Genomic DNA, 19,832 nt, shown 5'->3' on the forward strand with positions numbered 1-19,832 from the left:
AGATCGCCGCATCATGCAGCTGATCTACCGAGCTTGTTTCATTTTTAAGGGTGTGCCTTTGTTCAATCTGGCTAGGGTGTTATCATTGCCTGTATTAATGCTTAGCACTCGGCTTGCAATGGCTGCTCCTGCTTCTTGTGCAAATGACGCTTTTCAATGATTTTACCCGCAACAATAACAAGAATAGCAAGTAGGATCGGAATCATAATATGAAGCGATGGACTCAATGACTCTACGGCATGCCCCACCATTTTGTCGTTGAGCATCATTTCTCCCGAGGTATACCCGAGCAGGCCTACCCCCAGCAGAACAATGAATCGAAACCGATTCATCAAGTTCATCAGCAGCTTGCTTCCCCAGATGATTAACGGGATACTGAACGCTAGTCCAAATCCGATTAACAGGAAATTACCCGATGCAGCCCCTGCTACGGCAAGCACGTTGTCCAGACTCATGACCAAATCGGCAATAACAATCGTTTTAATAGCTGCTCCGAGCTTATGGCTCGATTCCAGCTGTTCTTCATTATCCTCAGGCTTCATCAATTTGATTGCGATCCATAGAAGCAGCACTCCACCCGCCAACTGAACATATGGAATCTGAAGCATCCATACAGCGATGAACGTCAATATAATCCTTAACACTATGGCGCCCAAGCTACCAAGGAAAATAGCCTTTTTCTGCTGCTCCTGCGGCAAATTGCGGCAAGCTAATGCGATAACGACTGCATTGTCGCCGCTTAAGACGATATTGATAAAGATGATTTGCAATAATCCTAACAGCATCCATTGTACATCCATAGCAGGTAGTTCCTTTCATATTTAGTGTCGCACAGGGCTATGTGAAGATGATCTTGGACATCTAGACGACAGCCTCTACAGTCATGCTGCTTAGCAGCACGGTCTGTGCCGCATACTCAGAGTCATTTCCATATTCATATGGGTTCTCCTTGAAAAAAAGAATACCTTTTATAAAGGATAAGCAGCAGTACTGGCATTTTACTGCCACGCACTGCCGCTTACATTGACCTTATCCTTCTTCGTTGACCAATACATTTTTCCCTCTCATCTTGAGGATAAGAGGAATGGTGATCCACAGCAGTCCGATGATCAGAAAGACAAGAGATACCGGCTTTTGCAGGAAAATCATGAAATCACCGTTGGAAATCGTAAGCGCTCTGCGCATGTTATTTTCCATCATTGGCCCCAAAATAAGCCCTAAGACAAGCGGCGCTAACGGGTAGTCGTTCTTAGCCAGAAAATAACCTACAAGACCGCAGCCCATGATGAGCATCAAGTCAAACGTCGAATACTGCACCGCATACACACCGAACACAGAGAAAACAATAATCAAAGGAATTAAATATTTCGTCGGCGTCTCTATAACCTTGGCGAACACTTTAACTAGTGGCATGTTTAACACAAGCAGCATGAGATTACCAACGAACATACTTGCGATAACCCCCCAGGCAAGCTGAGGATGATCCTGAAACAGCAGCGGACCCGGCTGCACGTTATACATGATAAAGGCACCCATCAAAATAGCAGTTGTACCAGAGGATGGAATCCCCAAACTAAGCAGCGGAATCATGGCTCCACCGGATGCGGCATTGTTAGCCGACTCAGGTGAAGCAACACCTTCTATAGCTCCTTTTCCGAATTTATCCGGGTTTTTGCTAATTTTCTTCTCCACAATGTAGGCGAAGAACGAAGCAAGGATGGCACCGGCGCCTGGCAGCAATCCGATAAAGAATCCTAATACCGAGCCGCGGGCGATTGGAGCTGCGCTGTCCTTCAAATCTTTTTTCGTTGGCAATATTCGGTTAATCTTGGCAAGCTCACCATCATTGCCTTCACGCTCCAATATCGTCTTGAACACTTCACCTACTGCGAAAGTACCTACAGCAATGGTCAGAAACTCCAAGCCTTGATACAATTCGGGAATATTGAATGTAAACCGCTCAACACCGGAAACGCTATCAATTCCGATGGTCGCCAGCAGCAGACCGAATGCCGTCATCATTAAGGCTTTGACCATGGACTTTCCCGCCAAGCCGCTTATCGCCAGAAGCCCAAGCACCATCAGCGAGAAATATTCGGCGGGGCCGAATTTGATCGCTACAGCGGATAACGGACGTGCCAGAAAGATCAAACCGATCAATGAAATGATACCCGCTGCAAAAGAACCGATGGCAGAGATCGCAAGAGCCGCACCGGCTCTGCCCTGTTTAGCCATTTGATAACCGTCAAGCGTCGTTACAACGGATGAAGATTCTCCTGGAGTATTCAGCAATATAGAGGTTGTAGAGCCTCCGTACATAGCACCGTAGTACACTCCGGCGAGCAAAATAATCGAGCTTGTAGCGGCTTCTTCAGGTCCCAACCCACTTGTCATGGTCGCCGTTATCGGGATCAGCAATGCCACACCGCTCATCGGACCAATACCTGGAAGGACTCCTACAACCGTTCCTATTAATACACCAAAGAAGACAAACACCAAATTATGCCACTGCATTGCTGTTCCGAGACCATGAAGCAAATAATCAATCGTGCTCAATTTCATTACCTCCTGCAAGCTTATGCATGAATCTATACTTCTTCCTTAAGCTCATCATTTATGATAGGCCTAACCATGTTGGGAAACCGGGAAGAGAACCATCCAGCACGTTAACATACAGAAAATACACACCGTACGAAAATACTGCGGAAATGAGCAGCGAGACCCAAATTCTCCCCCTTTGCATCGTCTGAAAGCCTATAAGCAGGAATAAGAACGTTGAGATGACGAATCCGACGTCTTCCAAAAAGTACGCGTACAGAACTGCGGCTGCAAAAATAATACCAAAACGCTTATAGTCCAAATTCTGCTTCTTCTTCTCCGACTGCTGCCTGCGAAATGTCTCATAAATCAATCGAAGGCTCATTAGAGCCAAAAAAGCGCCCAATACCATAGGGAAAATATTCGCGCCGACATTGCTCCCGTAAGCGCTTGTCGATATGCTTCGGCTTCCTATAACAAACGCTGCGCCTATTGCGAGAAATACTATTCCAGCATAACGGTCGAACGTTTTATTCATTCCAACCCTCTCCTTACTTTTGCATACCCAATGCGGTCAAAACATCTTTGACTTGCGTCTCCTGAGCGGTTAAATAAGCTTTGAAATCATCCGCTTTTTTATAGTCGGTTTCCCAGTTGTTAGCTTGCATTTCTTTTTTCCATTGATCGGACTCTACCATTTTCTTAAGCGCTTCATCCCAGAACTTCTTGGCATCCGCACTCATATCTTTAGGACCGAAGATTCCGCGCCAAATGAGGAATTCAGCATCAATGCCCTGCTCTTTCAACGTCGGTACATCCTTCATGCTGCCACCCAGACGCTGCGGCGCTAATACACCAAGAACTTTGATTTTGCCAGCTTTTAAATATTGATCGAGAGAAGATGCGTCAGTACCCAGAACATCTGCGTTACCGCCGAGAAGAGCCGTAAGTGCTTCACCGCCGCCATCATAGGACACATATTTTACTTTCTTCGGATCGATCCCATATTTGAATGCAGGCATAATAGAAACCAAATGGTCCATGGAGCCTGGTGCCGAGCCACCCGCAACGGTGAGCTTGGTAGGATCTGCTTTCATATCGTTCAGCAAGGATTTCAAATCGTTATATTTGGAGTTAGCCGCTACGGCAATCGCTCCGTAATCTTTAGTCAATTGAGCCAGCGGAGTAGTATCTTTGAAGCCGAACGGTGTATTGCCTTCTTTCTTCAAATTATTGATCAAAATCGGCGGGGAGCTTACGAATAGCTTGTAGTTGTCCTTCACATCTTTGGTTGCATACTCGGCCATGAAGACCGTGCCTCCTCCACCTGGCTTGTTCTCGACGGTGATCGGTTTATCCAGCGCTTTAGTCTCGGACAGCACTTTTGCGATAGTTCGTGCCGTCATATCCCAGCCTCCCCCTGCACCAGATGGAGCAATCAAGCTTAGCGCCTTCTCCGGATATTTCGAAGCGGATTGCTGAGGTGTGTCTTTCGCCTTCTCTCCGCCTGAAGCTGCAGGTTTCGAACCTGCATTGCCACAGGCAGCCAAGCTAATAGCCAACAGACCGATAGATGTTATTTTTAAAGACGATGTCCAAACAGTTTTCATCACGTAAACCCCTCCATTTTTTTATCACACGAGTCTTTGTATGCGCTTTCCATGAAGCGTTTTTAGAATAACACCGGAAATCAAATTATTGAAGTTTAACAGAATTAATTTATATTAACTCTTTTGTGAGCATTTTGTTCATATTGTTCACAGCGGCTTGAGGACCATTTCGATCAAAATGAGAACGCTTTATGATACAATAGAGGCGTACTATCACCCTTAACTCATGGCATCTATACTACTCTACAAAGGCGGGGTGTCCGGATTCATGCGGCTGCAAACCAAGCTTATTCTTATTATTTGTTCGCTTCTTGCTCTAGTCATTGTCAGCCTAGGGGGCATTTTTTACTATATAACGACCTCAGTCTTTGAAGATCAAATCGGCAATCGAGCGCTCAAGGTGGCCGAGACAATAGCGCTTATGCCGGAGATACGCCGAGCTTTCCATGAATCTAACCCGTCGGAAATCATCCAACCCATTGTCGAAACGATCCGTGAAAAAATCGATGCCGAATACATTGTTGTAGGCAATCGTGAGGGAATCCGTTACTCCCATCCGGTTACTGATCGTATAGGGAAAGAAATGGTAGGTGGAGATAACGGTCCCGTTCTCGAAGGACAATCAATCATCTCCAAAGCCATTGGTTCGCTAGGTCCTTCTCTTCGAGGAAAAGCTCCCGTATATGATGAAAGCGGTTACGTTATCGGGATTGTTTCGGTTGGCTTTCTTACGGAGGATATCGATCATTTTAACGACATTTACCAAGAAAGAGTAGAGTTGATTACGCTCATCGTTCTTGCTGTCGGCATCACAGGATCCGTTCTTATTGCAAGAAGCGTCCGGAAATCCATTCACGGTCTGGAGCCGGAAGAAATCGGAGCCCTTTATACCGAGAAGCAAGCCATTCTTGAATCCATTCACGAAGGTATCATTGCTGTAAACCACAAGGGTATCGTGACCCTCGCCAACCGATATGCCTTGCAACTGCTGCAACTTCCAGAAAATGCAAGCATTGCCGGCAAACATATTGAGGAGGTCATCCCTAACACCCGCCTTCATGAGGTCGTCCGCACGGGCAAGGCTGAAGTGGACCGGGAGATGATGATCGGTGACCTCGAAGTTGTCGTCAATCGGGTACCTATCATCGATATGAACTCCCAGGTCACAGGTGCCGTATCAAGCTTTCGCAGCAAGTCGGAGTTATATCGTCTGGCGGAGGAATTGTCTCAAGTGAAACGGTTCGCTGATGCGCTGCGGGCGCAAACGCATGAATTCTCCAATAAGCTGTATGTCATATCCGGTTTGATTCAGCTTGAATCTTACCAGGAGGCCGTTGAGCTTATCTCGCGGGAATCAGATGTCCACCAAAATTTAGTACAATTCATTATGCGTGAAATCCCCGATCCAATGATCGGCGGTCTTCTGATAGGCAAGTACAATCATGCGCAAGAACTGAAGCTGAACTTCGAAATTGATCATGAGAGCTCATTCAGAGATATTCCTGAGCAGGTCGATCGCAATCTGCTGGTCACTATCATCGGTAATTTGATCGATAACGCTATGGAAGCGGTGCTCGCTTGCGAGGGCAAGCCTGAAAAGCATGTCAAGCTATTTATGACGGATTTGGGCGAGGATCTCATCATCGAATGTGAGGATAATGGAATTGGAATTCCGGAGGAAATGACGAGTATCGTATTTGAGAAGGGCTATTCCACCAAACCGGGGGAACATCGCGGAATCGGACTCGCTCTGGTCCTCCATGCAGTAGGTAAACTTAACGGTTATATTACATTTCATAGAAATACAATAGGCGGCACTATATTTACCGTAGCCATTCCAAAGCAAAGTGATCTTGGGAAAAGGGGGACAGCCAGTGACCGTTCAATGCCAAATACCGACCGTTGAAGTGCTAATTGTAGAAGACGATTTAAGAATCGCCGAAATTAATCGACGGTTCATTGAAAAGGTAGAAGGATTCCAGGTTGTCGGCATTGCGACCGACGAACCTCAGGCCAAGGAGCAATTGGACATTCTACAGCCTCATCTAGTGCTGCTGGATATCTACCTTCCCGGTTCCAGCGGCCTTGATATTTTACAATATATCAGACAGCATTACCGGGACACCGATGTCGTGATGATCACCGCAGCCAAGGAAGTGGATTCGATTCGCGAGGCCGTCCGCAGTGGTGCATTTGACTACATTATGAAGCCGTTGATCTTTGATCGGCTGCAAGAAACACTGCTTCGCTACCTTGAATTTCACCGCGAGCTGAATCGAATGAACGAGAATGGGAGCATCAGCCAGAGCGATGTGGACCGTCTGCTCTCGGGAACGGCGAAGAAAGATACCGGCCTGGAAGTCTCCTTCCTGCCCAAAGGGATTGATAAGCTGACGCTAGTCAAAGTTACGCAAACTATCTCCCGTGCTCCTGACGGCCTGACAGCCGATCAAATAGCCAAAATGATCGGCGTCAGCCGCTCCACTGGCCGCCGTTACCTGGAGCATTTGGTCAGTCTTGGCGGAGTATACGCCGATCTCTCCTACGGCGTTGTTGGCCGGCCCGAACGGGTTTATCGCCAGAAGAAGTGAATGGGTGGAACCCCTTTTATAGGTATTGGCATCCCATCGGAAAGGGGCTGTCCCATAAGTCACCAAAAATGACTTATAGGACAGCCCCTTTCCCTTTTCTGGATCATGTCATAGTCACCGTCATAACTTACTTCTACTAGCTACCATTCAGCAACCGTACCATCCGCATTACGCCATACGGGATTTTTCCAATCGTGCCCAATTTGAGCCATTTCGCGAACCTTCTCTTCATTTACTTCAATACCGAGCCCCGGGCCTTGAGGGATAGCGACGAATCCGTCTTTATAATCGAATGTCTTAGGATCTATGAGGTAGTCAAGCAAATCGCTGCCTTGATTATAATGGATTCCCAGACTCTGTTCTTGAATAAAAGCATTAGGCGAGCAAGCGTCTACTTGAAGACACGCTGCCAAAGCAATCGGGCCAAGCGGACAGTGTGGTGCCAACGCGATATCGTAAGCTTCAGCCATGGCCGCAATTTTGCGTGTTTCTAGAATCCCTCCTGCATGCGAAACATCCGGTTGAATAATGTCGACGATCCCCTGCTGCAGTAATTCTTTGAAGCCCCAGCGCGTATACATCCTCTCTCCAGTAGCTATTGGCGCAGATGTGTATTTAGCGATTTCTTTAAGCGCCTCATTATTTTCCGGAAGGACTGGCTCTTCAATAAACATAGGTCGGTAAGGCTCGAGTTCTTTGACCAAAATCTTGGCCATTGCCTTATGTACCCGTCCGTGAAAATCTACGCCGATGCCGAAATGAGCTCCTCCCACTTCACGAACTGCTGCGAACCGATCAAGCACCTCTTGCACTTTATCAAAAGAATCAATGTAATGCAGTTCTTCTGTACCATTCATCTTTACAGCCGTAAACCCTGCCTCGATCTGTTTTCGGGCCGCTTCCCTCACATCATTCGGACGGTCACCACCGATCCAGTTATAGACACGTATCCGGTCGCGACAAGCTCCCCCCAACAACTCATATACAGGAGCATTATAGTATTTGCCTTTAATATCCCAAAGAGCTTGCTCAATACCGGATATTGCACTCGTTAAAATGGGGCCTCCGCGATAGAACCCTCCACGGTACATCACTTGCCAAAGATCTTCAATACGCAGCGGATTTTGTCCAATGAGATATGTACTAAGCTCTTCTACAGCCGTTTTTACGGTATCTGCCCGCCCCTCTACGACAGGCTCTCCCCATCCGACCAAACCGTCGTCAGTCGTTATTTTCAGAAAAAGCCAGCGAGGTGGAACTTTAAATAATTCCAACGATTTGATTTTCATCATCGTTCACCTACCCTATAATTTATTAAATGAGTATGACCTATGAGGTTCAATAGAACAATAAGGTGCCGACCCATCGGCACCCTATGAATTCCTTAACGACCTATTACTTAGTTATCTGGAAGTTGGCGAATTGAATGTCGGCTGTGGGCATGCCGGTAGTAATTTTACGGTAGAGCCCCCACTTAGGACGTACGATGTCCGCATCGCTTCTCCACATATCCTTAGTGCCGCTGTATGACATGAGCGTATTGCCGCTGGATACATCCTTTAACGTCATGCTCAAGCTGCCGGTGTCGCTAGCCGTGAACTTAACCGTAGCTTCCACCCACTTGCCGATGATATTAGATTTTGAAGTTTGTGCAAGCGTGGTGAGAGGCCCTACCGGGCTATGACGGAACGTCAAGTTGTTGGCATCCAGCGAAAAGGTGAGGATCGGGTCGGCATCCTCCGTCCCGTTTTGCGCTTTAATTTGGAAGATATGGCAGAATGACGATTGGCCAAAATCATTCATTACCTTGAAGCGCCAATTGTAAGTGATTGTTTCACCTTGTTTGGCCACCACGTTGCTGGGAGACGGGTTATAGCCCTTGAGCTCAACCCTTTGACGGTCAGTGTTGCTGCCATCATAATCGCCGCTATTGTTCAAGTGGAATTGGAACACATTCCCGATTCCCGAAGATGTCGTTTCAAAAATGTGAGTAGAATCTGTGGGCCCGTCAACTGGATTAGGTCCGAAGTACTGTTGGAATATTTGCAGCGCAGTTTGCCCTGTATTCGGACCGTCTGAATTCACCGTAACCGTTGCGGCGAGTGCCGTTGCGCTGAACGCAAGAGTAGACAGCAGCGCGACTCCTGCCATCATTCTTTTAATGCTTTTCTTCATCATCATATTCCTCCCATTTTTTTGGATTAGGTCAGATATAGAAAAAAACTTTCATCATAAGCGGAACGTCTTCCGCTTTCGTAAGCGCTCACAACGCTATATTACAATAGTAACAGGAATTATAATATGTGGAAATTTATGATTTGAAAGTTTTTTTATAGCTCCGAACAGGCCCGGGTGGAAAGCCGAAAGATTAGTAGGACATCTTACTTACTTACACATTTGGTCTTCATCATTTCGTAACTCTTTCTTCATCGTTTCATCATAGTTTATGTGAAATAAATCACATACATATTTTATACTAACAATAAGGGAAAAGGTTAAGAATAAACCCATATCCTACCTACCAATGAAGGAGCTGATCTATGATGATGACCTACGATCCGGCGGTATACAGCCGCATATTGACGGGGCTTACCCTGGGCTTCCACATCCTGTTTGCCACCATCGGGGTTGGCGTGCCTGTGATGATAGCCATCGCGGAGTTTCTCGGGATTAAACTGAAAGATCCTCATTACCTGTTACTAGCGCGTCGTTGGGGTCGAGGCTTCGTGATTTCCGTCGCCGTAGGCGTTGTAACCGGAACATCCATAGGGATGCAGCTGAATCTGCTGTGGCCAAGTTTCATGCAGATCGCAGGTCAAGCAATCGCACTGCCGTTGTTCATGGAAACTTTCGCTTTTTTCTTTGAAGCCATTTTTCTCGGTATTTATTTATATACTTGGGATCGTTTTCGCAATCCGTGGGTCCATTTCTCCATCGTCATCCCGGTCATTATCGGATCTTCCCTTTCGGCTTTTTTTATCACCGTGGTGAATTCGTTTATGAACACGCCTCAAGGCTTCAAGCTGGAAGGACGGACGATCGTTGATATTGACCCATGGGTCGCTATGTTCAACCCGGCAACTCCGACCAAAACCGCCCATGTGCTGTCCTCTGCATACATGACCAGCGCCTTCCTGCTGGCCGCAATTGCCGCAGTCTCCATGCTTGCTGGCAAGAAGCATGCTTATTATAAGAAAGCATTGAAGCTGACGATGCTGGCTGGACTTGTGTTCTCACTACTCACCGCTGTGATTGGAGATATGTCGGGTAAATTTCTTGCTGAATACCAACCAGAGAAACTCGCTGCTGCGGAGTGGCACTTCGAAACGACAGCCCAGGCACCACTTGTGCTTGGTGGATTTCTCAATGAAAATCATGAAATTCATTACGGGCTTAAGCTGCCGTTCGCCCTAAGTATATTAGCCTTTGGCAAGCCCAATGCCGTTGTTACTGGATTGAACGATATTCCTGCGGACGAGCGTCCGCCGCTGTACATCCACTACTTGTTCGATATGATGGTCGCCATCGGAAGTCTCTTGATCGTATTATGCATTGCCTACATTCTATTCGCGCGAAAAGTCCGCCGCAACGAGGGACGTGAACTGCCACGCTGGCTGCTTCGATGCATCGTAGCTGCAGGTCCGCTGGCCATGCTTGCAATCGAATGCGGATGGATATTTGCCGAAGCCGGTCGACAGCCGTGGATATTGCGCGGGTACATGAAAACCGCCGAGGGTGCCACCACATCCGCTAATGTAGATTGGATGCTGCTGTTATTCGCTCTTTTGTACCTTGTTCTTGGGATTACTGTGTGGGGCGTACTCCGCAAAATGTTCCGTAAGAATACGGCAGAATTTGAATTGACAGGTCGTGGCATTGAAGGAGGTGAACCCAAATGAATATTGAAATTATCGGAATTACCGTACTATGGATCTTTCTATATGGCTATTTAATCGTAGCTTCAATTGATTTCGGGGCCGGTTTTTTCAGCTATTACAGCATGATTACGGGGAGAAAGCATCTCGTTCACGGCATAATCGAGCGCTACTTGTCTCCTGTATGGGAGGTAACGAACGTTTTTCTCATCTTCTTTATGGTAGGGATCGTCGGTTTCTTCCCTGACACCGCGTATTACTTGGGTACTGCTCTTCTCTTACCCGGCAGTATTGCGATCATCCTGCTCGCCATCCGCGGCTCGTACTACGCGTTCAGTACTTATGGAGCCAAAGACAATAGCTTGTACTTGCTTCTCTATGGGAGCAGCGGACTGTTCATTCCGGCTTCGCTCTCCATCGTATTGACTCTCTCGGAGGGAGGCTTCATTCAAGAGCAGGACGGACAAGTAATACTGCAATACGGTAAGCTGTTCACCAGCCCTTACGCTTGGTCGGTCGTAATCTTGTCGCTGGTCAGTATTCTATTCATCTCCGCAGCGTTCCTGACGTACTACGCGAACAAAGCCAAAGATTACAAAGCGTTAGAAGTTTTGCGCGGCTTCGCGCTAGGTTGGAGTGCTCCAACCATTCTTGCCAGCCTTCTCGTCTTCTTCGCCATATACCGGCATAATCCATGGCACTTCGAGAACATGCTTCACTATGCGTGGATGTTCGTACTGTCGCTGGTTTGCTTCTTGATCGCCACCTACTTCATTTGGAAGCGACAAAGACTTGGTTTAGCTTTCGTCCTGGTAATGCTGCAGTTTGCTTTTGCCTTCTTCGGCTATGGAGCGGCGCATTTGCCCTATATTTTGTACCCGCTCATTTCCATCCATGAGAGTGTAACTAGTCCGGAGATGGGGATCGCGCTGATCATTGCGTTTATCGCAGGCCTGCTGCTCCTTATTCCGTCGCTTTATTTACTAATGAGGCTGTTCTTGTTCAATGCCTCGTATGTTCAAGGCAAGGCAGGTAAATGACAAAGGCACAGCTGTCAGTCAAAATCACAAAAAACCCGAGCGCCTTCCAAAGAAAGGAACTCGGGCTTTTTGTCATGCTTATTACATACGTTTAGTCGAAATACACAGCTTTCCCTGTTTTCGACGATTCATAAATCGCCTCTAATATCTCCGAAACGACGCAAGCCTGCTCCGGTGTAACGACCGGTTCTTTATCCTGCTCTACTGCTTCTAACCACAGACGCATCTCCAGGTCGGCTGGGCTTTCTTTTTTCCCGTCATAGAAGTCAACGCCTTTGGCATCCAGCTGAATCTCATTCATAAACAAACGGCTGTGCTTCTCTCCGTTAATACGAAGCCCGTCCTGCATATCGGCTCCACCCTCGGTTCCGCAAAGGGTTGTTTTGGCTTCTCCCGTTTGCAGCATATTGATCGCCCAGCTAGATTCCAATACGATCGTTGCGCCATTCTCCATTGTGATCATCCCGAATGCCGAATCTTCCACCGTAAATTTCTCCGGATCCCACGAACCCCAAGCATTAGCTGCATTTTCCTTACGGGACAGCTTATGGAATGCCGTGCCCAACACAGCTTTGGGTTTATAGTTATCCATCATCCACAGTGTAAGATCGAGTGCATGCGTCCCAATATCGATTAGCGGGCCTCCACCTTGTTTTTCTTCATCCAGGAACACGCCCCAAGTCGGAACAGCACGGCGACGAATCGCATGAGCCTTGGCATAATAAATCTCTCCAAGCTCGCCGTCAGAACATAGCTGCTTCAAATATTGGCTGTCCGAGCGGAAACGGTTCTGGTAGCCGATCGTCAGTTTTTTACTCGTACGTTGTGCTGCTTCAACCATCCGACGTGCGTCAGCAGCTGTTTTGGCCATAGGTTTTTCGCACATTACATGCTTGTCTGACTCAAGGGAAGCAATCGAGATTTCCGCATGAGAATCATTTGGCGTACACACATGTACAATATCGATGGAGCTATCCTTCAACAGCTCTCTGTAATCACCGTATACTTTTGCATCCGGCGTACCGAATTTAGCAGCCGCCTGATGTGCTCTTTCCAACACAATATCGCAAAAAGCGACCATTTCTACATTTGCTTGATTTTTCAAAGCGGGCATATGCTTCCCATTGGCAATTCCGCCACAGCCGATAATTCCTATTCTAAACGTTCTAGACATTCTTGTTCGTCCTCCTTGGTAAGCGTCCTTTGTTTGGATCAGCTTCTTTCTAAGCCATAGTATAGTGAAGAATGTCTCGAAAAGATATTTCTAATCTGGCTGATATTATATCCGATTTTGCCATGAAATAAAGATAGATTCCCAAGAGCCTCCTCTTTATCCAGTCGTCAGCAATCGACAGGATTTCCCGGGAAATGGGAAAGCGCAAAAAAAAGAAGCGCCTCCATAGTCAGATGCACCTCTACTTTAAGACCTATGCTTTTTTCGCTACAGAAGTGACAAGCTTGTAGCCGACCCCACGGATCGATTCGATTTGGACGCTCTGCTGATTCATCTCCAGCTTTTTGCGCAGCGAGCTTACATGTACGTCCACGGTTCGTTGGCCGCCGATATAGTCGAAGCCCCAGACGATATTCATCAAATCGTCCCGTGTAACGACAACACCCGGGCGCTGGACCAGATAGAGGAGAACCTCGAACTCCTTCGGTCTAAGCGGAATCGATTCGCCGTTCAGCATAACCTCATATTTTTCCGGATAAATATATAAATCTCCAGCATTAATAACTTTCTCACCAGCTGTGTTCTTATCCTGCAATTGCTCCTCAGACATCGTTCTGCGAAGCACAGCAGAGACTCGTGCCAGCAGCTCCGCAACTCCAAATGGCTTCGTAATATAATCGTCAGCTCCATATTTCAAGCCTTGAACGACTTCTTCCTCTGCATTTCGAGCGGTCAAAATGATAACCGGCGTTTTATTTCCCTTCTGACGAAGCTTGGATAATATTTCGAACCCGTTTAATCCCGGAAGCATAATATCTAAAATGATCAAATCAAAAGCATGCTGAAGCGCCGTCTGCAGCCCTTCACTGCCATGATCGACCACTTTCGTTTCGTATCCGTCCTGAGAAAGATTATAAGATAGCAATCTTGCTAACGTAGGCTCATCTTCAATAACTAAAATTTTCTGTGTCATGGGAATCCCCCGTTTTAGTTTCTATTAAGACAAGCTTATCATAGCATAGTTTTGTTGGCAAAATGTAAAGTGTTAATTTAATGTAAATATTTCGTTTCTTTGCACAATAAAACCTTATGGAATCTGAATTCCATAAGGTTTTGTCATATAAGGTTAATGAATAACAGGCAGCTCGATCATAAATTTGGTGCCCATTCCTACTTCACTTTCTACTCGAATGGTCCCTTTATGGAGCTCTACCAGATGCTTCACGATGGACAAGCCTAATCCAGTCCCGCCTGAGCTTCGAGAACGTGCTTTATCTACACGGTAAAAGCGTTCGAATATGCGAGGCAGGTCTTTTTTGGGAATCCCCATGCCCGTATCGGTGATCGTCATTATAATCCGTTCATATTCATCTCCGATGGCATCTATAGGCTCGACCTTAACCTTCACCTTGCCGCCCTCTGGCGTGTAATTGATCCCGTTGGATAATAGGTTGATTAATATTTGCCGCAGCCGATCCTCATCTGCCTCAATATACATATCATCGTCCACTTGCATATCCAAAGTGATCGATTTCTTCGCAGCTTCCGCATTCATCACATGAAGACAATTGCCTACGAAAGTATTCATGTGCACCGGTGAAAACTGCAGCGGGATCCGCTTGGATTCAATCTTCGAAAGCTCCAAAATGTCACCGATCAACCGATTCAGCCTTTCACTCTCGTCAAAAATGATCTGTAAAAAGGAGCGTGCCGTCTCTTTATCATTCAACGCCCCGGCAAGCAACGTCTCAGCAAAGCCTTTCACCGCAGCAATCGGCGTTTTAAGCTCATGAGATACATTGGCGACAAACTCACTGCGCATTCTCTCTAGTCGGCGAACGGCCGTAATATCATGGAGAACGATCAATACGCCAGCCCATTCATCATCCGTCAAAGAAATGGGAATAAGATTAATTTCCAATATTCGCTCCGACGGATAATAGAAAATCATCTCATCGCGAATCAGCTCTCGAGAGTCAATACATTCCTGAATCAATTGAGTGAATTCGTACTGCTGCTTCGCTTCATCGAACTTTTTGCCCAGCAGCTCTTGCACCGAAAATCCGAGAATATCTTCGGCAGAGCGATTAAGCAGGACGATTTTACTGTCTCGATCAATCATGACGACACCGCTGATCATATTCTCCAGAACAGTCTTTAACCGGCTCTCATCTTCGAGTATCCGGTTCATTTGCAGCTGCAAGCTGTCCGCCATCTGGTTGATGGCTTGACCCAACTGTCCGACCTCATCCTTCTTGCGCAGATGAACTCGTGCCTTGTAATTCATGTTCGTGATCTGGTTAGCAACCCTCGTTATCATTTCGATCGGTCGGGTGAGACCGTAAGCGACACGATAGCTGATTAAAGCTGCTATGACGAACACCGTCAGCAAGCCTATCAGCACAACATACCATACTTTCCTGATCGACGCGTCTACATCCTCAAGGCTCATCGCCAAGCGAACAAAGCCCTTGATAGACGAGCCGTCTTTGACAGGAACGACGACATAGAGCATATTGCGTTGAATCGTCGTACTGTATCGCATATCCGAGCCGAACTCTCCGGTCTTGGCTGCTTCAGCCACCTCTTTTCGCGTTAAGTGATTCTCCATTTCCTGCGGTTTATAATCGGAATCACCAAGCACTTTGCCGTCGGAACGAATATACGTCACACGGGCATCTGCAGAGTGCTTCAACTGAGTAGCCAGATCCGTAAAATATTGAATCTGCTCAGCCTCCGTGCCGCTCTGCTTCCATTCCAGACTAAACAATATGACTTTGAGCTCTCTTTCCATATTCGTTTTGAGAGAATCAATATGAGATTCCTTTAACATCCGTGACATGAACAGCCCGGCAGCCAACATTGAAGCTCCGATCAGCAAAATAAATATCAATGTGAGACGAACTCGAAATTTCTGCATAATTCCCTCCGTTTGAGGCTGCGTATCAACATCTTTATCTTTAGAACATCCTTGTTTAGCGTTGTTAGAACCGGTGAATGTCCTCCGTTGTCCTTATTATTTCCTAAAAGACAGTATAGTCAATAGCGTAGCTGTTCAGCAGGAGGAATACCAGTTAATTTTTTGTAAAGACGGGACTTCTCATACTTCTTCAAACACCAAAAGTTTAAGGTTGCGAACGGCTGCTGAATAAGAATCGATAATACGACAGGCACGGCCGTTAGCGGTTCGAAGTAGGCTAGTGCCAATACCAGTCCTAATGAAATATTCCGCATCCCTGAGGAATAAGCAATAGTTACGACGATATCATGCCGCTTCATCACGAGCATCGAGGCAAATCCAATCAAATAACAAAAAATAACCATCACTACTACCAACGGGATGACCACAACCATATCGTGCTTCATTTCGATGACATAAGGCTGAATGGCCGCCGCATTGATCGCAACAACCGTCACCATAGCCACTTTGGAGCTTGGCGCACAGAAGGGCGCTGACCATTCCTTGAATCTTTGCCGCGATAGCTCGTTCACGATAACGCCCAAAATCGTCGGCACGACAATGATTTTGATCAAATCCAGCATGACCTTCATATGGTCAAAATGAACCTCTGCCCCGAAAAACACGGACACCTCAAACGGAATGACAAAAGGACTTAGCGCCGAATCGATAACGATCATGGACAACGCTAACGGAACGCTTCCTTTCGACAGCCCAATCCATATCACGGAAGAAACGCCAAGAGGAATGACTGTGAATAACACAAAGCCAACCACATAAGGCGAATGGGAGCCGAAAAAAGCACTGCCCAGCGCATACGATACAATAGGCGCAATAATATGCGCAGCCGTAAAAATGAGCAGCATCGGAATGGGCATACGGAATGCCTGCTTAATTTGATTCCAGCTGCAGCCGGTGGCCATAACAAAGGTCAAATAGGCGAACAAGTAGGGAGCCCATGCTGTCAATCCGCGCAGATGCGCAGAAAAAAGAAACCCAAGTATCAAAGATACTGGGACAATAAGAGATAAATATTTTTCTATAATAGCATTAAGCCTTAATCCGAATGATCTCATCTTAAGCGAAAACCGTCTCTTTAAGCTTGGAGAGCTTTTCCATAGAGTTTTTGTCTACTTCAGCATGCAAGCTGTTGCCATGGGAGTCCATTGTTACGATAGCCGCAAAGCCTTCTGTTTGAAGATGCCACATCGCTTCCGGAGTACCGAATTCCAGGAAATCCACCCCGTTCACCTTCTTGAAGCATTGAGCGTAGTATTGAGCAGCACCGCCGATAGCGTTCAGGTATACCCCGCCATGCTCCTGCAGAGCAGCCAATGTTTTGGCGCCCATTCCGCCTTTACCGATAACCATGCGAATGCCGAATTTTTTAATGATCGTTCCTTGGTATGGCTCCTCACGACTGCTTGTTGTAGGACCTGCTGCTTTTACGTGCCATTCGCCGGCTTCATCCTTCGCCATAACCGGACCACAGTGATAAATCGCAGCGCCGTTCAGGTCAACCGGAGCATCGTGATCCATCAAGTATTTGTGCAAAGCATCACGGCCTGTATACATAGGTCCGTTAATGATAACGACGTCGCCTACGCGCAGCTGACGGATTTGCTCTTCGGTCACAGGAGTTTGCAGTACAACTTCACGGCGCTCGGACGTTTCAGCACTCGCTTCCTCTTCCTTCTTCATCGATACGGTATCACCGTTCGGATATACCCATTCTTTAATGTCGCCGCTGTTCGAATCGAGCAGAACGCCTTGTCTGCGGAAAGCCCAGCAGTTATAAGCAACGGATACGAAGAAGCTTGCTGGCAAGCGGTTCATCACGCCCACTTTACAGCCGAGCAGGGATACTTGTCCGCCGAAGCCCATTGTACCGATTCCCAATGTGTTCGCGTTCTCCATAATGTAATCTTCCAGCTTGCGAAGGTCTTCAATCGGATTCACATCATCTACACGACGGAACAGTTGATGTTTAGCCAGCTCGTAGCCGCTTGTCCGGTCGCCACCGATGCCCACGCCAATAAAGCCCGCGCTGCAGCCTTGACCTTGTGCTTGATATACCGCGTGCAGGATACATTTGCGGATACCGTCCAAGTCACGACCTGCTTTGCCGAGCCCTTCAAGCTCTGTCGGAAGGCTGTATTGAATATTTTTATTCTCACAGCCGCCGCCTTTGAGAATCAGCTTCACTTCAACATCGTCTTTTTCCCATTGTTCAAAATGAACCACTGGTGTACCTGGTCCCAGGTTGTCGCCTGTGTTGGAACCGGTTAGCGAGTCTACAGAGTTCGAACGCAGCTTGCTATCTTTAGTCGCTTGAGCGACAGCTTCTAGAATTTGCTTTTTCATGACAATTTGATTAGCGCCTACAGGGCAATGAACGATGAAGGTCGGCATCCCCGTGTCTTGACAGATCGGAGATACGTTGCATTCCGCCATATCGATGTTATTAGCAATAGTGGATAACGAAATGGCCGAACGCGTTCCCGCATCCTCGCGCTCCTGTGCCGATTGAATCGCCAATCGAACGTCCGCCGGAAGATTGGTCGATGTCTCGACAATCAGTTTATAAACGCTGTCTTGAAAATGCTGCATGAATATAATCCCCTTTCCAAATTAGGCCCTGCTCAATTGTGTGTACATTTATGCATAAGTATATAATAGCACATTCCGCCAGCTTCAAAAACCGCGAAATGCAGTGGCTGTAAGGCTTCATGCCCCCTTTTCCTTCATAAAGTCGGCTCCCTTAAAGTTTTATTTAGATTTCCAACCTTACAGCAGGATTTTACCCCTGATCATAGAATACATATTACACGTAATTTAGGAACTTATGACTATACAAATAAGGAGTCGCGCAGCTATGAGAAAACTCGTCATCAGGGCCATTACCCTAAGCATTATCGGGCTTTGTCTTGTTATTCCGTCCCTGCAAGCAGCCAAGACTAATGTCCTATATAAGGACCAGGTTGCGGTCATTATGTATCATCATGTGGATGACGACGCCAAAAGCTTCGGAACTATCACCACCAAGCTGTTTCAGGATCAGCTGACCTTTTTAAAAGGCAAAGGGTATCAATTCATTACGCTGAGTCAATTCAAAGAATTCATGAATGGCGCCTCCGTACCGAATAATGCTGTATTGGTTACTTTCGACGACGGCTATGAAAGTTTTTATGTGAACGCTTATCCTATCTTAAAGGACATGCGGATTCCTGCCGTTAACTTTGTCATTACGAGGGATCTGGAGAATCCGTTAGCCAGCTATATCCCTTCGCTGTCCCAGGATGAAATTGCCGAGATGACAAGCGATACGAATTTTATTGACGCTCAATGCCACACAGACGATTTTCATCATAAGCTGCCCGACGGCTCCGCCGCGTTAATCGGAAGACTGGTTACTAATGGAAAGAAGGAAACCGATGAAGAATATAAGCAGCGCGTTATCAAAGATACACAGACCTGCATAACCAAATTAAGCGCATTGGATCCCGAACCGCCAGACACCTTAGCTTATCCTTACGGCTTCTATGATGATAAAGCCATTGAATATATCCGCCAAGGCGGAATCAAGTATGCATTCACCATTATGCCGGAAATGGCTACAAGAGATGTCGATCTAATGAAAATCCCGCGAATCAATGCCGGGAACAGCCTAATTACACCCGAGGGACTTCATAATTCCATTATTCGCAGCATTATAGCTCTCACACCGCCAACCAATGAGGTACCTATAGTTGAAACGATGGCTCAATTGGGAGGCAAAGCGACCGTAAGCGGCAATACTGTAACTATTCAATACAAGACCGGTCAATGGACCGGAACCTTAAACAGCCAGAAAATTACTGTAGCTAGTAATAATTCAGGCAACACCGCCAAGCCCGTTACGCTTCAAAAGGCTTTATGGATGAAGAACAATCAAATTTATATCACATTAAAAGATTTGGAAACTGTCATTGGAGCGCAAATCGTGTATAATCCTACTGTACAAAGCTTTTCCGCTCGGCAGACGCCAGTGATAAAGTAGTAAACA

17 protein-coding genes are annotated in these 19,832 nt (G+C 46.7%); 5 read left to right on the forward strand and 12 right to left on the reverse strand.

Annotated elements, in window-relative coordinates; translation table 11 throughout:
* Positions 1-101: 101 nt before the first annotated feature.
* From QMA13_RS27685 to QMA13_RS27705, 5 genes are all read right to left on the reverse strand, one after another.
* Positions 102-800, reverse strand: coding sequence for a TerC family protein (locus tag QMA13_RS27685; RefSeq protein ID WP_282936905.1), 699 nt, complete (start codon positions 798-800; stop codon positions 102-104).
* 61 nt (positions 801-861) lie between these two features.
* Complete coding sequence (locus QMA13_RS27690) at positions 862-1,008, reverse strand: hypothetical protein (protein WP_282936906.1); 147 nt, start codon at positions 1,006-1,008, stop codon at positions 862-864.
* A 21-nt stretch (positions 1,009-1,029) separates the two neighbouring features.
* Positions 1,030-2,556, reverse strand: a complete 1,527-nt coding sequence (locus tag QMA13_RS27695; RefSeq protein WP_282936907.1) for a tripartite tricarboxylate transporter permease — start codon at positions 2,554-2,556, stop codon at positions 1,030-1,032.
* A gap of 58 nt (positions 2,557-2,614) precedes the next feature.
* On the reverse strand, positions 2,615-3,076 hold the full coding sequence (locus QMA13_RS27700; RefSeq protein WP_282936908.1) for a tripartite tricarboxylate transporter TctB family protein: 462 nt from the start codon (positions 3,074-3,076) through the stop codon (positions 2,615-2,617).
* 13 nt (positions 3,077-3,089) lie between these two features.
* A complete protein-coding gene (locus QMA13_RS27705; protein WP_282943596.1) occupies positions 3,090-4,148 on the reverse strand; it encodes a Bug family tripartite tricarboxylate transporter substrate binding protein in 1,059 nt (352 codons plus the stop codon).
* Positions 4,149-4,416: 268 nt separating this feature from the next.
* Between QMA13_RS27705 and QMA13_RS27710 the strand changes: the two genes are divergently transcribed.
* Together QMA13_RS27710 and QMA13_RS27715 are read left to right on the forward strand one after the other, a co-directional pair.
* The gene (locus QMA13_RS27710) at positions 4,417-6,054 is read left to right on the forward strand and encodes an ATP-binding protein (protein WP_282943598.1); all 1,638 of its coding nucleotides are present in this window, start codon (positions 4,417-4,419) and stop codon (positions 6,052-6,054) included.
* Positions 6,023-6,739 carry a response regulator gene (locus QMA13_RS27715; RefSeq protein WP_282936909.1) on the forward strand — a complete coding sequence of 239 codons (717 nt, stop codon included), beginning with the start codon at positions 6,023-6,025 and terminating at the stop codon, positions 6,737-6,739. The genes QMA13_RS27710 and QMA13_RS27715 overlap by 32 nt, the downstream gene beginning before the upstream one ends.
* A 140-nt stretch (positions 6,740-6,879) precedes the next feature.
* On the opposite strand, the gene dgoD is transcribed toward QMA13_RS27715, so the two are convergent.
* Together dgoD and QMA13_RS27725 are read right to left on the reverse strand one after the other, a co-directional pair.
* Positions 6,880-8,028: a galactonate dehydratase gene (gene dgoD / locus QMA13_RS27720; protein ID WP_282943599.1), complete on the reverse strand. Its 1,149-nt coding sequence runs from the start codon at positions 8,026-8,028 to the stop codon at positions 6,880-6,882.
* A gap of 106 nt (positions 8,029-8,134) precedes the next feature.
* Positions 8,135-8,920, reverse strand: coding sequence for a heparin lyase I family protein (locus QMA13_RS27725; RefSeq protein ID WP_282936910.1), 786 nt, complete (start codon positions 8,918-8,920; stop codon positions 8,135-8,137).
* Between the two features lie 362 nt (positions 8,921-9,282).
* Between QMA13_RS27725 and QMA13_RS27730 the strand changes: the two genes are divergently transcribed.
* A complete protein-coding gene (locus QMA13_RS27730; protein WP_282943601.1) occupies positions 9,283-10,638 on the forward strand; it encodes a cytochrome ubiquinol oxidase subunit I in 1,356 nt (451 codons plus the stop codon).
* Positions 10,635-11,654 carry a cytochrome d ubiquinol oxidase subunit II gene (locus QMA13_RS27735; RefSeq protein WP_282936911.1) on the forward strand — a complete coding sequence of 340 codons (1,020 nt, stop codon included), beginning with the start codon at positions 10,635-10,637 and terminating at the stop codon, positions 11,652-11,654. The genes QMA13_RS27730 and QMA13_RS27735 overlap by 4 nt, the downstream gene beginning before the upstream one ends.
* A gap of 91 nt (positions 11,655-11,745) precedes the next feature.
* Here QMA13_RS27735 and QMA13_RS27740 read toward each other — a convergent pair whose 3' ends face one another.
* From QMA13_RS27740 to QMA13_RS27760, 5 genes are all read right to left on the reverse strand, one after another.
* Positions 11,746-12,828: a Gfo/Idh/MocA family protein gene (locus QMA13_RS27740; protein ID WP_282936912.1), complete on the reverse strand. Its 1,083-nt coding sequence runs from the start codon at positions 12,826-12,828 to the stop codon at positions 11,746-11,748.
* A 253-nt stretch (positions 12,829-13,081) separates the two neighbouring features.
* Positions 13,082-13,801, reverse strand: a complete 720-nt coding sequence (locus QMA13_RS27745; protein WP_282936913.1) for a response regulator transcription factor — start codon at positions 13,799-13,801, stop codon at positions 13,082-13,084.
* Between the two features lie 153 nt (positions 13,802-13,954).
* The gene (pnpS, locus tag QMA13_RS27750) at positions 13,955-15,748 is read right to left on the reverse strand and encodes a two-component system histidine kinase PnpS (RefSeq protein ID WP_282936914.1); all 1,794 of its coding nucleotides are present in this window, start codon (positions 15,746-15,748) and stop codon (positions 13,955-13,957) included.
* 119 nt (positions 15,749-15,867) lie between these two features.
* The gene (locus QMA13_RS27755; RefSeq protein ID WP_282936915.1) at positions 15,868-16,863 is read right to left on the reverse strand and encodes a bile acid:sodium symporter family protein; all 996 of its coding nucleotides are present in this window, start codon (positions 16,861-16,863) and stop codon (positions 15,868-15,870) included.
* Between the two features lies 1 nt (position 16,864).
* The gene (locus QMA13_RS27760; protein WP_282936916.1) at positions 16,865-18,397 is read right to left on the reverse strand and encodes a fumarate hydratase; all 1,533 of its coding nucleotides are present in this window, start codon (positions 18,395-18,397) and stop codon (positions 16,865-16,867) included.
* A gap of 265 nt (positions 18,398-18,662) precedes the next feature.
* Between QMA13_RS27760 and QMA13_RS27765 the strand changes: the two genes are divergently transcribed.
* Positions 18,663-19,826, forward strand: a complete 1,164-nt coding sequence (locus QMA13_RS27765) for a polysaccharide deacetylase family protein (protein WP_282936917.1) — start codon at positions 18,663-18,665, stop codon at positions 19,824-19,826.
* Positions 19,827-19,832 lie beyond the last annotated feature (6 nt).

It is taken from the genome of Paenibacillus sp. RC67, from assembly GCF_030020805.1.
Classification (GTDB): domain Bacteria; phylum Bacillota; class Bacilli; order Paenibacillales; family NBRC-103111; genus Paenibacillus_S.

What these genes read in the sequence shown, in the direction of transcription:
- QMA13_RS27685 (WP_282936905.1), bottom strand. Translation starts at nt 800, where the DNA reads ATGGATGTACAATGGATGCTGTTAGGATTATTGCAAATCATCTTTATC.
- QMA13_RS27700 (WP_282936908.1), bottom strand. Translation starts at nt 3,076, where the DNA reads ATGAATAAAACGTTCGACCGTTATGCTGGAATAGTATTTCTCGCAATA.
- QMA13_RS27705 (WP_282943596.1), bottom strand. Translation starts at nt 4,148, where the DNA reads ATGAAAACTGTTTGGACATCGTCTTTAAAAATAACATCTATCGGTCTG.
- QMA13_RS27710 (WP_282943598.1), top strand. Translation starts at nt 4,417, where the DNA reads ATGCGGCTGCAAACCAAGCTTATTCTTATTATTTGTTCGCTTCTTGCT.
- dgoD (WP_282943599.1), bottom strand. Translation starts at nt 8,028, where the DNA reads ATGAAAATCAAATCGTTGGAATTATTTAAAGTTCCACCTCGCTGGCTT.
- QMA13_RS27725 (WP_282936910.1), bottom strand. Translation starts at nt 8,920, where the DNA reads ATGATGATGAAGAAAAGCATTAAAAGAATGATGGCAGGAGTCGCGCTG.
- QMA13_RS27730 (WP_282943601.1), top strand. Translation starts at nt 9,283, where the DNA reads ATGATGACCTACGATCCGGCGGTATACAGCCGCATATTGACGGGGCTT.
- QMA13_RS27735 (WP_282936911.1), top strand. Translation starts at nt 10,635, where the DNA reads ATGAATATTGAAATTATCGGAATTACCGTACTATGGATCTTTCTATAT.
- QMA13_RS27740 (WP_282936912.1), bottom strand. Translation starts at nt 12,828, where the DNA reads ATGTCTAGAACGTTTAGAATAGGAATTATCGGCTGTGGCGGAATTGCC.
- QMA13_RS27745 (WP_282936913.1), bottom strand. Translation starts at nt 13,801, where the DNA reads ATGACACAGAAAATTTTAGTTATTGAAGATGAGCCTACGTTAGCAAGA.
- pnpS (WP_282936914.1), bottom strand. Translation starts at nt 15,748, where the DNA reads ATGCAGAAATTTCGAGTTCGTCTCACATTGATATTTATTTTGCTGATC.
- QMA13_RS27755 (WP_282936915.1), bottom strand. Translation starts at nt 16,863, where the DNA reads ATGAGATCATTCGGATTAAGGCTTAATGCTATTATAGAAAAATATTTA.
- QMA13_RS27760 (WP_282936916.1), bottom strand. Translation starts at nt 18,397, where the DNA reads ATGCAGCATTTTCAAGACAGCGTTTATAAACTGATTGTCGAGACATCG.
- QMA13_RS27765 (WP_282936917.1), top strand. Translation starts at nt 18,663, where the DNA reads ATGAGAAAACTCGTCATCAGGGCCATTACCCTAAGCATTATCGGGCTT.